This is a genomic window from Streptomyces sp. NPDC051976, assembly GCF_040680795.1.
GTDB lineage: Bacteria > Actinomycetota > Actinomycetes > Streptomycetales > Streptomycetaceae > Actinacidiphila.
Genome location: NZ_JBFAXL010000028.1, coordinates 49924 through 62644, shown reverse-complemented (window position 1 = coordinate 62644; position 12721 = coordinate 49924). Strand labels below are relative to the sequence as shown.

The window sequence follows — 12721 nt, the reverse complement described above, 5'->3', positions numbered from 1 at the left end:
GAGCAGGCGACTGCCGGGCCGCAGCGAATACAGCCAGAGGCTGGTGCGGCTGCTGAGCCGCAGCCGCAGGAGCTGACAGGCCGACGCGGCCGAAGCAGCCCACAAACCCCAGCGGGAGCGCGGCGTCAGGCGGGGGCGGCGAGTTCGGCCCAGACCGTTTTGCCGGGGTGGTCGCTGTCGCGGATGACGCCCCAGTCCAGGCAGAGCCGCTGGACGATGAACATGCCGTGGCCGCCGGGGCGGCCCGCGCGGTGCGGGGTCCGGGGGGCCGGTTCACCGGTGCCGTTGTCGATGACTTCGAGCCGCAGCGACTTCTGGTTGCGGTGCAGCCGCAGCTCCTCGGGGCCGCCGGCGTGCAGACAGGCGTTGGTGACCAGTTCCGAGACGACCAGCAGCACGTCCTCGGCCGCCGCCCGGCGGTCCGCGGTGGCCGCGGGCAGCCAGCCCCAGTCCCGCAGCGCCTGCCGGGTGAAGTCGCGGGCCATCGGCACTATGCCGCTCTCGCCCGACAGCGTGAGCGACCGCACGGTCTGTCCCCCGCCGCTTACGGTCTCCCCCGTGTCGGACATATCGCCGTCCCCCGCCTCCGAGCCGCGGTCGTCCGCGGCGTAGGGCCGGGTGGTGCTCATCAGCGCCTCACCTCACGGATGTCCAACAGTCGTCCGTCAGTCTTCTGCCCGGTCGATCTCCGGGAACACGTCCGGGAAACCACCAAACATCGTGCGGTAGGAAACCGCCACTCACACCCCATGACCCCCGTGCGCACCCCGTTACTCCTGGAGTGCCTGGTCAAGAGTGGCGTGGACGGTGAAAACGGCGTCCGCGCCGGTGATCTCGAAGACCCTGGCGACCGTGGGCCGCATCGCGGCCAGGTGTACGCCGCCCCCCGCGGACTCGGCTCGCAGCCGGGCACTGAGCAGCACGTTCAGCCCTGTGGAGTCACAGAACTCCAGCTCGGAGCAGTCGATCACCAGCCGGCTGACGCCGTCGTCCACGGCCGCGTCGAGCGGCTCGCTGAGCAGGTCGGCGGTGTGGTGGTCCAGCTCTCCCGCCGGGGCGAAGACCGCGGATTGGCCCTGGCGTCGAACTTCGACACGCAACCTGCCCAGGTCGGCCGTACCGACCAGTTCGCGGTCCATGTGCGCTCCTCTGTGAATCCTTGCTGACGCACCTCCCGACCCTACGCGCTTCGCAGGTGGGGCGGTAGTCAGCTCCCTTCAGGGCGTCTGAAATGCCCTGATGTACGACTGGCCGGGAAGTTGCGGCATCCGAGCGAATAGGGGTAGGGGTAGAGGTACGGCTTCGGCACGGCCAACCGTCGCAAGAGAGGGAGAGCACATGTCACCCCGGCTCGGCGTGGATCATGCGCGGGTAGATATCGGTGTACGGGACGAGAGCGAGGGTCCCGCGGGCCTGGAAGGGCTGCCGGACATCCCGCCGTTCGACACGGTGGGAGCGGTCGACGCGCGCGCCCTGTCCAAGACGCTCTTCGCCCGGCTCCAGTCGCTGGAGGAAGGCACCCCCGAGTACTCGTACGTGCGCAACACCCTGGTCGAGCTGAACCTGGCGCTGGTCAAGTTCGCCGCGTCGAGGTTCCGTACCCGCAGCGAGCCGATGGAGGACATCGTCCAGGTCGGCACGATCGGCCTGATCAAGGCGATCGACCGGTTCGAGCTGAGCCGCGGGGTGGAGTTCCCGACCTTCGCGATGCCGACCATCGTCGGCGAGATCAAGCGGTTCTTCCGCGACACCAGCTGGTCCGTCCGGGTGCCCCGGCGGCTGCAGGAGCTGCGCCTCGACCTCGCCAAGGCGGGGGACGAGCTGGCCCAGAAGCTGGACCGCGCCCCGACCGTGGCGGAGCTGGCCGAGCGGCTGAAGCTGCCCGAGCACGAGATCATCGAGGGGATGGCGGCCAGCAACGCGTACACCGCGACCTCGCTGGACGCCCAGCCCGCCGAGGACGACCCGGAGGGCGCGCTCGCCGACCGGATCGGCTACGACGACCAGGACCTCGAGGGCGTCGAGTACGTGGAGTCGCTCAAGCCGCTGATCGCCGGTCTCGCACCGCGTGACCGGCAGATCCTGTCGCTCCGCTTCGTCGGCAACCTCACCCAGTCCGAGATCGGCGAGGAGCTGGGCATCTCCCAGATGCACGTCTCGCGGCTGCTGAGCCGCACGCTGTCACGGCTGCGCCGCGGCCTGACCGTCGAGGAGTAGCCCGCCCCGCCACACCGCCGCCGTCAGCGGGACTCCCGGACGGTAGGCGAGGTGGACATGGCTCGGCGCGTCGAGCAGGTGCAGGTCCGCGCGGGCGCCCGGTGAGATCCGGCCGATGTCGGTACGCCGCAGCGCCCGCGCGCCGCCGTAGGTGGCCGCGTACACGGCCTCGTCCGGGGTCATCCCCATGTCGCGTACCGCGACGGCCACGCAGAAGGCCATCGAGCTGGTGAAGGACGAGCCCGGGTTGCAGTCGGTGGACAGCGCGACCGTGGCGCCCGCGTCCAGCAGCCTGCGCGCGTCCGGGTAGACCGCGCGGGTGGAGAACTCGGCGCCCGGCAGCAGGGTGGCGACGGTGGCGGGCGCGCTCGCCAGCGCGTCCACGTCGGCGTCCGTGAGGTGGGTGCAGTGGTCGGCGGAGGCCGCGTCCAGCTCGACGGCGAGCCGCACACCGGGGCCGTGGGAGAGCTGGTTGGCGTGCACCCGCGGGATCAGGCCGCGGGCGGCGCCCGCGCTGAGCACCGCGCGCGCCTGGTCGCCGTCGAAGGCGCCCCGCTCGCAGAACACGTCGATCCAGCGGGCGTGGGGCGCGCAGGCGTCCAGCATCTCGCCGGTGACCAGCTCGACGTAGGCCGCCGGGTCGTCGGCGAACTCGGGCGCCACCACATGGGCGCCCAGATACGTCACCTCGTCGGTGTGCTCGCCCGCTATCCGCAGGCTGCGCGCCTCGTCGTGCGTGGTGAGCCCGTAGCCGGACTTCGTCTCCAGCGTGGTGGTGCCCTGCCGCAGGGCCTCGCCCAGGTAGCGGGCGACGTTCGCGGACAGCTCGGCGTCGGTGGCGGCGCGGGTGGCGGCGACCGTGGTGCGGATGCCGCCCGCGGAGTACGGGCGGCCCGACATCCGGGCGTGGAACTCCTGGGTCCTGTCCCCGGCGAACACCAGGTGCGAGTGGGAGTCGACGAATCCCGGCAGCAGCGCGCGGCCCCCGGCGTCGTACCGGGCGTCGGTCGCGGGCTCCTTGCCCGCGGCGCCGACCCAGACGACCCGGTCGCCCTCGATGACGACGGCCGCGTCCTCGACGACGCCGAGCGGGTCACCGGGGGAACCGCCCGCTGCGTCGCCGTCGTTGGTGACCAGAGTGCCGATGTGGGTGATGACCGTACTGGTACGGGTCGTCATCGGATTCGCCTACTCATTTCCGTGTGTCGCTTGCGTCGGTCAGGTGCGGCGGTCAGCCGCGGACGGCCGCGATCGCCGCGGCCAGCGCCCCGGGCACGTCGTCGACGAGCTGGTGGTGGCCGTCGCGGACGATGTGCCGTCCGGCGACCACGGTGTGCCGCACGTCCGCGCCGGTCGCCGCGAAGACGGCGGTCTCCGCGGCCAGCCGGGGCAGCGCCCCCGCGGTGCGTACGGAGTCCAGCGCGATGGTGGTGAAGTCGGCGAGGGCGCCGGGCTCCAGCCTGCCCGCGTCGGACCAGCCGAGGCAGGCGTGGCCGTCCGCGGTGGCGGCGCGCAGCAGGGCGGCCGCCGTCCAGTGGCCGCGGGTGCGGGTGCGCAGCCGCTCGTCCAGCTCCATCGCCCGCGCCTCCTCGAACAGGTCGATCACGGCGTGGCTGTCGCTGCCCAGGCTCAACGGGCTTCCGGCGGCGGCCAGTTGCGGCGCGGGGCCGATGCCGTCGGCGAGGTCCCGTTCGGTGGTGGGGCACATGCACACCGTGCTGCGGGCACCGCTGATCAGGCTGATGTCCTCGCCCGTCAGGTGGGTGGCGTGCACCGCGGTGGTGTTGGTCCGCCAGAAGCCGGAGTCGGCGAGCACCCGGGCGGGGGTGCGGCCGTAGACGGCCAGGCTGGCGACGTTCTCGGCGGGCTGCTCCGACAGGTGGATGTGCGTCGGCACGCTCTGCGTCCGCTCGGCGAAGGCCGCCAGGCCGTCCCGGTCGGAGAACGCCCGCAGCGAGTGCAGCGCCGCGCCGATCACCGCGTGCCCGCCGCCCTTGAGCTGCGTCCAGCGGTCGTACCAGCGGTCGGCGGTGCGGTCGCCGAAGCGCAGCTGCGCGCCCTCCAGCGGGCGGTAGCCGTCCCGGGTCAGCCCGCCGTGCAGATAGGCGGTGTCCAGCAGGGTGATCCGGATGCCCGCCTCGGCCGCGGCCGCGATCAGCGCCTCGCCCATCGCGTTGGGATTGTCGTACGGCTGGCCGCCCGGCTGGTGGTGCAGGTAGTGGAACTCGCCGACGGCCGTGATGCCCGTCAGCGCCATCTCGGCGTACACGGCCCGCGCGAGGTCGAAGTACGTGTCGGGGGTGAGCTGGTGCGCGATGCCGTACATCGTCTCGCGCCAGGTCCAGAACGTGCCGGTGCCGACCTGCACGGTGCCGCGCAGGGCCCGGTGGAAGGCATGGCTGTGGGCGTTGGCCAGGCCCGGCAGGGTCAGGCCGCGCAGCGCCACGGCGCCCGGGGGCGGGGCGCCGACGCCGGTGGTGGCTTCGGTGATGCGTTCGTCCGCGACGGTCAGGAGGACGCCCGGCTCGACATGGTCGCCGAGCCAGGCCTGCTCCAGCCAGTACGTCACCTGCACGCGAGTCCTTCCAGAACGTCGGCCAGCGCGGTCACTCCGGTGAGGCAGTCGTCCTCTGCGGCCGCTTCGGCCGGTGAGTGCGAGACGCCGGTGGGGTTGCGTACGAACAGCATGGCGGTCGGAACGTCTCCGGAGAGGATTCCGGCGTCGTGTCCCGCACCTGTCGGCAGGACGGGTGCGCCGCCGAGCAGTTCCGCGAGCCGGTCGCGCAGGTCGTGGGCGAACTCCACGACCGGGGTGAAGGACTCGCGGACCACCTGGACGTCGACGCCGTCGCGGGCGCCGCGCTCCTGTGCCGCCTGCTCGATCGCGGCGACGAGTTCTCGAAGCGTCTCCTCGTCGGCGGCGCGGGAGTCCAGCCAGCCGCGGACCAGGGAGGCGATGGCGTTGACGCCGTTCGGCTCCACGCTGACCTTGCCGAAGGTGGCCAGCGCCCCGGCGAGGCGGGCCTTCTTGCGGGCGGCCAGCACCGTGTTGGCGTAGGTGAGCATCGGGTCACGGCGGTCGTCGAGCCGGGTGGTGCCCGCGTGGTTGGCCTCGCCGTGGAAGTCGAAGCGCCAGCGGCCGTGCGGCCAGATGGCGGAGGCGACACCGACCGCGTCGCCGGACAGGTCCAGCGCACGGCCCTGTTCGACGTGGAGTTCCACGAAGGCGCCGATGCGCCCCAGCCGCTCCGGGTCGGGCCCGAGGGTGTCCGGGTCGTATCCGGCGCGCTCCATCGCCTGCGCGAGGCTGACCCCGTCGGCGTCGCGCAGGGCGCGGGCCTGCTCGGGGGTCATCCGCCCGGCGGCGAGCCGTGACCCGGTGCAGGCCACGCCGAAGCGGGCGCCCTCCTCGTCGCCGAAGTTGACGATGCCCAGCGGCCGCCGCGGGGCCGCCCCGCGGCCGCGCAGCTCGTCGAGGGCGGCGAAGGAGGACACCACGCCGAGCGGCCCGTCGAAGGCGCCGCCGTCCGGCACCGAGTCCAGGTGCGAGCCGGTGACGACCGCGTCCCCGGCGAGCGGGTCGCCGAGCCAGGCCCACTGGTTGCCGTTGCGGTCCACCTCGTAGGTCAGCCCGCGGGTCTCGGCCTGCTCGCGGAACCAGTCGCGGCAGTCCGCGTCGGCGCCGGACCAGGCGAACCTGCGGTAGCCGCCGGACTCCGGGTCGCGGCCGACCGGCAGCAGGTCGCGCCACATCGTGTGGAACGACGGTCCCTGCGGGCGGGCGGCCGCGGCCGGTGCCGCCGTGGGATCGCCCGTCACGCCGTACCGTCCTCGCGCATCGGCACCCGGACACCGCGCTCGGCGGCCACCTCGTCGGCGCGGTCGTAGCCCGCGTCGACGTGCCGGATGACGCCCATGCCCGGGTCGTTGGTCAGCACGCGGCGGATCTTCTCCCCGGCGAGCGCGGTGCCGTCGGCGACGGTGACCTGCCCGGCGTGGATGGAGCGGCCGATGCCGACACCGCCGCCGTGGTGGATCGAGACCCAGGAGGCGCCGGAGGCGACGTTGACCATGGCGTTGAGCAGCGGCCAGTCGGCGATCGCGTCGGAGCCGTCGAGCATGGCCTCGGTCTCGCGGTACGGGGACGCCACCGATCCGCAGTCCAGGTGGTCGCGGCCGATGACGACGGGCGCCTTGAGGGTGCCGTCGGCGACCATCTCGTTGAAGCGCTCGCCCGCGCGGTCGCGCTCGCCGTAGCCGAGCCAGCAGATGCGCGCCGGGAGGCCCTGGAAGTGGACCCGCTCACCGGCCATCTTGATCCAGCGGGCGAGCGACTCGTTCTCCGGGAAGAGGTCGAGGATCGCCTTGTCCGTCTTGTGGATGTCCGAGGCGTCGCCGGACAGCGCGGCCCAGCGGAACGGGCCCTTGCCCTCGCAGAACAGCGGCCTGATGTAGGCCGGGACGAAGCCGGGGAAGGCGAAGGCGCGCTCGTACCCGGCGAGTTGGGCCTCACCGCGGATGGAGTTGCCGTAGTCGAAGACCTCGGCGCCCGCGTCCTGGAAGCCGACCATCGCCTCGACGTGCTTGGCCATCGACTCACGGGCCCGGGTGGTGAAGCCCGCCGGGTCCTTCGCCGCGTAGGAGGCCATCTCGTCGAAGTCGACGCCGAGGGGGAGGTACATGAGCGGGTCGTGGGCCGAGGTCTGGTCGGTCACGATGTCGATGGGGGCGCCCTCGGCCAGCATCTGCGGGAGCAGCTCGGCCGCGTTGCCGAGCAGGCCGATGGAGAGCGGCCTGCGGGCGTCGCGCGCCTCGACGGCCAGCTGCATCGCGTGCCGCAGGTTGTCGGCCTTCACGTCGAGGTAGCGGTGCTCGATACGGCGGTCGATGGCGCGCGGGTCGACGTCGATGCAGATCGCGACGCCGTTGTTCATGGTCACCGCGAGCGGCTGCGCGCCGCCCATGCCGCCGAGCCCGGCGGTCAGCGTGATGGTGCCGGCGAGGGTGCCGCCGAAGCGCTTCTCGGCGACGGCGGCGAAGGTCTCGTAGGTGCCCTGGAGGATGCCCTGGGTGCCGATGTAGATCCACGAACCGGCGGTCATCTGGCCGTACATGGTGAGGCCCAGCGCCTCCAGGCGGCGGAACTCCTCCCAGTTCGCCCAGTCGCCGACCAGGTTGGAGTTGGCGATCAGGACCCGCGGCGCCCATTCGTGGGTCTGCATGACGCCGACCGGGCGGCCGGACTGGACGAGCATCGTCTCGTCCTGCTTCAGGCCGCGCAGGGTGCGCACCATCGCGTCGAAGGAGTTCCAGTCGCGGGCCGCCTTGCCGGTGCCGCCGTAGACGACCAGCTTGTCGGGGTGCTCGGCGACCTCGGGGTCGAGGTTGTTCTGCAGCATGCGCAGCGCGGCTTCCTGCTGCCATCCCTGAGCACTCAGTTCGGTGCCGCGCGGCGCGCGTACCGGCCTCGGTCCCGTCATCGGTCGGCCTCCTCGTCTCCTGGCGATGCCGTCTGGCGGCGATGCCGTCATGGATTCATCCATTCACATCCTGTCCGGCTGAATAGCTCTAGTCAACAAGGCCCGGGTGGCGGCTCTCGGACCGGAGGTGGTGGGATGGCCGCCATGACGGAAGATCTGGCGGTACGGCGGGGGCACGCGCTGCGTGCGGCGGTGGAGCAGGGGCTGGTCGGCGAGGCGGAGCCGGTCGCCGGGCTGCTGGACGCCGCCGGGATCGCCCAGTCGGCCACCGCGCTGCACGCGGCCTTCGCCACTCCGGGCGTGGCGGTCACCCACACCTTCGCCGTCAAGGCCGCCGCGCTGGTCCCGGTCCTCGGGCTGCTCGGCGAGTGCGGCATCGGCGCGGAGGTCGCCAGCCCCGGCGAGCTCGCGCTCGCCCGCGCCGCGGGCATCCCGGCCGCCATGACGGTGCTCGACTCGCCCGCCAAGACCGTCGCGGAACTGCGCGAGGCGCTCGCGCTGGGCATCGCCGTCAACGCCGACAACCCGCAGGAACTGGCCAGGATCGACGAGCTGGTCGGCGTCCGCGGCGGCGCGGGCACCGTCTCCGCGACGGTGGGACTGCGGGTCAACCCGCAGGTCGGCGGCGGTTCCATCGACGCGATGAGCACCGCGACCGCCACCTCGAAGTTCGGCGTCGCGCTGCGCGACCCGGGCGCCGAGGAGTGGGTGCTGCGCGCGTACGCCGAGCGGCCCTGGCTCACCCGGCTGCACACCCACACCGGTTCGCAGGGCGTGCCGCTGGAGCTGATGGCGGCGGGCGTACGGGCCGCGTACGAGCTGGCCGAGCGGATCAACGCCGAGGCCGGACGGCAGCAGGTCGACGTGCTGGACATCGGCGGCGGGCTGCCGGTCGACTTCGGCTCCGACGAGACCTCGCCGTCCTTCGCCGACTACGCGCGGGTGCTGCGCGCCGAGGTGCCGGGCCTGTTCGACGGGCGCTACGGCATCGTCACCGAGTTCGGCCGCTCCCTGCTGGCCAAGAACGGCTCGGTGCTGGCCCGCGTCGAGTACGCCAAGTCCGCGGGCGGGCGGGCGATCGCGGTCACCCACGCGGGAGCGCAGATCGCCACCCGTACGGTCTTCGTGCCCGACGCCTGGCCGCTCCGGGTGCTCGCGCTCGACGCCAAGGGCCGCGAGAAGACCGGCGACCCGGTGGTCCAGGACGTGGCGGGCCCGTGCTGCTTCGCGGGCGACCTGGTCGCCCAGGCCCGCCCCCTGCCGCTCCTGGAACCCGGCGACCACGTGGCCCTACTGGACACCGGCGCCTACTACTTCTCCAACCACTTCGCCTACAACTCCCTCCCCCGCCCCGGCGTCTACGCCTACACCGTCGTCCCCGACGGCACGGTCACCTTCGCCCCGGTCCGCACCCCGCAGAGCGCCCAGGACCTGATCGCGGAGAGCGGCGGCGGCCTCCCCCCGCTGCGCCGGGCGTAAGCGCTCCGGAGCGCCTCAGCGGCGCGGGCCGCCGCCCGGGGAGGCGTCGCCCGCGGCGATGCCGGTGAGTTCGTAGGCGGACGGGTCGCCGTCGGGGCGTACCCACAGCAGGGCGTCCTGGGCGCGTTCGATACGGGCCAGGCGGCGGGACTTCACCCACAGGCCCGCGCCGGTGCCCGCGACCGCCATGCCCACCGCGCAGGGCAGCAGGGCCGAGGAACCGGCGGCGACGGCGAAGAGCAGCGCCAGCCACCACCTGCGGCGGCGCAGCCAGGCCCGGGAGGTGACCCGGCGGTCCTGGAGGTGGACGGACTTGGGCGCCCGGGCGGCCGCGGCGGCGCGCTCGCCGTACCGGGCACTCCCGGTCAGGCAGGCGACCACCGCGCAGACGAGGAAGAGCGCGGCGCCCGCCATGACGCCGATCCGCCGTCCGGTCGGACTGAAGGTGACGGCCGTCCCCGGGACGGCGGCGAGCAGCCCCAGCCACCACAGCCAGCACGCCGCCGCGCGCACCGTCACCGCCACCCGCGCCAATGTGTAGGCCCCGCGCACCACGTCGTGTCTCCTCCCCACCGCGCCCTTCGCACGGCATCACCCGGTAAGTGCTGGGGAGGGTACTCAGCGATTCTCAGATTTTCGTTAAGACGCCGTCAGTCGACGAACACGCCCCGCGCCGCCGCGTTGGTGTCGAACTCCTCCAGGCGGGCCTGGGCGTCCGGCAGGTCGTCGCACATGGACTCCAGCAGCACCCGGCCGAGCAGCATCGGGGCGCAGGCGGTGTCGAAGGCCAGGCCGGTGCCGACGGCGGCGGGCAGCAGCAGGTCGGTGTGCGCGGCGACCGGCGCGAAGGCGCTGTCGGCGACGGTGACCACGGTCAGCCCCGACTGCCGGGCGTAGGCCAGCGCGTCGACCACCTCGCGCGGGTGCCGCGGCAGCGCGAAGCAGAGCAGGGCGCTCGCTCCCGCCCGTACCGCCGCGTCGATCCGGTCGGCGAGCATCGTGCCGCCCTCGTCGAGCAGCCGCACGTCCGGGTGGACCTTGGCGGCGAAGTACGCGAAGCCGCGGGCCTGGGCGCCGGCCGCGCGCAGCCCGAGCACCGGCAGCGGGCGGGACGCGGCGAGCACGGCGCCCGCCCGGCTCACCGGACCGGTGTCCCCGAGCAGCGCCGAGAGGTGCCGCAGATTCTCGATCTCGGCGTGCACCGCCTGCTGGTACTCGTTGTACGCCGAGCCGTCCGGCGCACCGGACGGCGGCGCGACCTCGCGCAGATGGCGGCGGAGCGCCGGGTACCCGTCGAAGCCGAGCGCGACGGCGAACCGGGTGACGGACGGCTGGCTGACCCCCGCGAGTTCCGCCACCTCGACGCTGGACAGGAAGGGCGCCTCGGCGGCCTTGCGGACCAGGCAGTGCGCGATCCGCCGCTGGGTCGGGGTGAGCCGGTGCGCCTCGAAGAGCTTCAGCAGGCGTGCCGAGGCACCCCCGGCCGCGTCCTGCGCTCCCGCCTGCGCCGCGTCGCTGTCCATCGCCGTCCCAGCCCGCCCTTCCCTCGCCCACCGGCCACTATTCATCGCCACCTGACTCTGCATGACGATATGCAGTCCTCGCAAGACCGGGCGCCGCCCGGCGGGCCCTCACACCGGCGGCAGCAGCCGCTTCTGCGGCTTGCCCATCGCGTTGCGCGGCAGCTCGGCCAGGAAGCGGACGGTACGCGGCCGCTTGTGGACCGAGAGCCGGGCCGCGACGAAGTCCGTCAGTTCGGTGGCGGTCACCCCGTCGGCCACCACATAGGCGACGACCTCCTGCCCCAGGTCGGCGTGCGGGGCGCCCACCACGGCCGCCTCGCGTACCGCCGGATGGTCGAGGAGGGCGTTCTCCACCTCACCCGCGCCGATCCGGTAGCCGCCGGACTTGATCAGGTCGGTGGAGGCCCGGCCGACGATCCGGTGGGTGCCGTCCGGGTCGATCGCCGCGATGTCGCCGGTACGGAACCAGCCGTCGGCGGTGTACGCGGCGGCCGTCGCCTCCGGCCGCCCGAGGTAGCCGTCGAACAGCGTCGGTCCCTGGAGCTGCAGTTCGCCGATGCCGTCGGCGGACTCCGCGATCCGGGTGGTGATCCCCGGCAGCGGGGTGCCCACCGCGCCGGGCCGCCGCTCGCCCGCGGCCCGCGCGCTGACCGTGATCAGCGTCTCCGTCATGCCGTACCGCTCCACCGGGGCCTGCCCGGTCAGCGCCAGCAGGTCGCGGAAGACGGGTGCGGGCAGCGGGGCGCTGCCGGACACCAGCAGCCGCGCCCCGGCCAGCGCGCGGGCGGCGGCCTCGTCCCGCACCACCCGGTGCCAGACCGTCGGCACCCCGAAGTAGAGGCTGCCGCCGGCCGCCGCGTACGCCTGCGGGGTGGGCCGCCCGGTGTGCACCAGGCGGCTGCCGGTGCGCAGGGCGCCGAGCACGCCGAGCACCAGGCCGTGCACATGGAACAGCGGCAGGCCGTGCACCAGGGTGTCCTGCGCGGTCCACTCCCAGGCGGCGGCCAGCGCGTCCAGGTCGGCGGCGACGGCCGCCCGGGAGAGCAGTACGCCCTTCGGGGGGCCGGTGGTGCCCGAGGTGTACAGCACGAAGGCGGGTGCCCGCGGGTCCGGCTCGGGGCCGCTGAAGTCCGCCCGCTCGGCGAAGTCCACCGGCACGACCTGGGCCCCGGAGTCGCGCAGGATGTGGTCGCGCTCGGCCGGGCCCGCGTCGGGCGCCACCGGCACCACCGGCACCCCGGCCAGCAGCCCGCCGACCACGGCGGCCACCGTCTCCAGCGACGCGGTCGCCTCCACGGCGAAGGCCCCGGCCCCGGCCACCCGCCGGGCCACCGCCCCGGCCGCGCCCAGCAGCTCCTCGTACGCGCACGACCGACCGTCCACGGTCACCGCGTCCGCCCGGTCCCCTCCCCCGTCCAGCGCGGTCAGCAGCGGGACGGCAGACGGCTGCGGCATGGGGGAATCCTCCTCGCGACGGCTGTCCCCCTGAGGAAAACGGGGGCTATCCCCAGTGTCGCCCACCCCCCGCCCTCCGTACGGTGTCCGTATGGACGCCCGCGACCCGGAACTCAACAAGGAACTCTCCGCCACGCTGCAGGCCCGCAAGGACCTCGGGGCGGAGTACGAGTCGGAGCTGGTCGACTCGTTCATGGACAAGGTGGCAGAACGCGTCGACAGCCGTGTCGAGCAGCGTGTGCGCCGCGAACTGGCCCAGCAGCAGACCTCTTTCGCCCGCGCCGACCGCCGCCCCATCGGCCCGCCCCAGCCCAGCGCGCGTTTCGCCCGCTACGGCTTCGCGGGCTTCACGATGATCGCCGCGATCCCGCTGTCCGCCATCGGCGCCGTCAACGCGGGCACCGCGGGCCTCTTCATCACCTGGGCCGGCATCGTCGGCGTCAACATCGCCCAGGGCCTCACGGGCTTCCTGACCCCCAAGGACAAGTCCGACGACGACAGGGATGCCTTTTAGGCGTCTTCTCCCGGGCAACTCGCCCGGTTCCCTCCCCCCGGGTCGCGATCGAG

At 73.6% G+C, this 12721-nt stretch carries 12 protein-coding genes; 3 read left to right on the top strand and 9 right to left on the bottom strand.

Annotation, left to right across the window (positions count from 1 at the left end; genetic code table 11):
* Positions 1-125 precede the first annotated feature (125 nt).
* Both AB0M29_RS25700 and AB0M29_RS25695 read right to left on the bottom strand, forming a co-directional pair.
* Positions 126-629 carry an ATP-binding protein gene (locus tag AB0M29_RS25700; protein ID WP_365386473.1) on the bottom strand — a complete coding sequence of 168 codons (504 nt, stop codon included), beginning with the start codon at positions 627-629 and terminating at the stop codon, positions 126-128.
* 141 nt (positions 630-770) lie between these two features.
* Positions 771-1139, bottom strand: coding sequence for an STAS domain-containing protein (locus tag AB0M29_RS25695; RefSeq protein WP_365386470.1), 369 nt, complete (start codon positions 1137-1139; stop codon positions 771-773).
* A gap of 199 nt (positions 1140-1338) precedes the next feature.
* Here AB0M29_RS25695 and AB0M29_RS25690 point away from each other — a divergent pair, with 199 nt between their 5' ends.
* Positions 1339-2217 carry an RNA polymerase sigma factor SigF gene (locus AB0M29_RS25690; protein WP_365386467.1) on the top strand — a complete coding sequence of 293 codons (879 nt, stop codon included), beginning with the start codon at positions 1339-1341 and terminating at the stop codon, positions 2215-2217.
* On the opposite strand, the gene hutI is transcribed toward AB0M29_RS25690, so the two are convergent.
* From hutI to hutU, 4 genes are all read right to left on the bottom strand, one after another.
* Complete coding sequence (gene hutI / locus AB0M29_RS25685; RefSeq protein ID WP_365386466.1) at positions 2182-3396, bottom strand: imidazolonepropionase; 1215 nt, start codon at positions 3394-3396, stop codon at positions 2182-2184. The two genes, AB0M29_RS25690 and hutI, sit on opposite strands and share 36 nt — an antisense overlap.
* A gap of 52 nt (positions 3397-3448) precedes the next feature.
* Positions 3449-4786 (bottom strand): formimidoylglutamate deiminase, encoded by a 1338-nt coding sequence (locus AB0M29_RS25680; RefSeq protein WP_365386464.1) that lies wholly within the window; start codon positions 4784-4786, stop codon positions 3449-3451.
* Positions 4783-5970 (bottom strand): allantoate amidohydrolase, encoded by a 1188-nt coding sequence (locus tag AB0M29_RS25675; RefSeq protein ID WP_365386583.1) that lies wholly within the window; start codon positions 5968-5970, stop codon positions 4783-4785. Before AB0M29_RS25675 ends, AB0M29_RS25680 begins: the two co-directional genes overlap by 4 nt.
* Positions 5971-6032: 62 nt before the next feature.
* Complete coding sequence (gene hutU, locus AB0M29_RS25670) at positions 6033-7697, bottom strand: urocanate hydratase (protein WP_365386462.1); 1665 nt, start codon at positions 7695-7697, stop codon at positions 6033-6035.
* A gap of 144 nt (positions 7698-7841) precedes the next feature.
* Here hutU and AB0M29_RS25665 point away from each other — a divergent pair, with 144 nt between their 5' ends.
* The gene (locus AB0M29_RS25665; RefSeq protein ID WP_365386460.1) at positions 7842-9176 is read left to right on the top strand and encodes a diaminopimelate decarboxylase; all 1335 of its coding nucleotides are present in this window, start codon (positions 7842-7844) and stop codon (positions 9174-9176) included.
* A 15-nt stretch (positions 9177-9191) separates the two neighbouring features.
* Here the strand turns inward: AB0M29_RS25665 and AB0M29_RS25660 are convergent, their stop codons facing one another.
* The 3 genes from AB0M29_RS25660 to AB0M29_RS25650 all read right to left on the bottom strand — a co-directional run bounded on the left by AB0M29_RS25660 (position 9192) and on the right by AB0M29_RS25650 (position 12154).
* Positions 9192-9731, bottom strand: coding sequence for a hypothetical protein (locus AB0M29_RS25660; RefSeq protein ID WP_365386458.1), 540 nt, complete (start codon positions 9729-9731; stop codon positions 9192-9194).
* 95 nt (positions 9732-9826) lie between these two features.
* The gene (locus AB0M29_RS25655; protein ID WP_365386455.1) at positions 9827-10699 is read right to left on the bottom strand and encodes a MurR/RpiR family transcriptional regulator; all 873 of its coding nucleotides are present in this window, start codon (positions 10697-10699) and stop codon (positions 9827-9829) included.
* Between the two features lie 108 nt (positions 10700-10807).
* Positions 10808-12154, bottom strand: a complete 1347-nt coding sequence (locus tag AB0M29_RS25650; RefSeq protein ID WP_365386453.1) for an AMP-binding protein — start codon at positions 12152-12154, stop codon at positions 10808-10810.
* A gap of 91 nt (positions 12155-12245) precedes the next feature.
* Here AB0M29_RS25650 and AB0M29_RS25645 point away from each other — a divergent pair, with 91 nt between their 5' ends.
* Positions 12246-12668 (top strand): hypothetical protein, encoded by a 423-nt coding sequence (locus tag AB0M29_RS25645; protein WP_365386452.1) that lies wholly within the window; start codon positions 12246-12248, stop codon positions 12666-12668.
* Positions 12669-12721 lie beyond the last annotated feature (53 nt).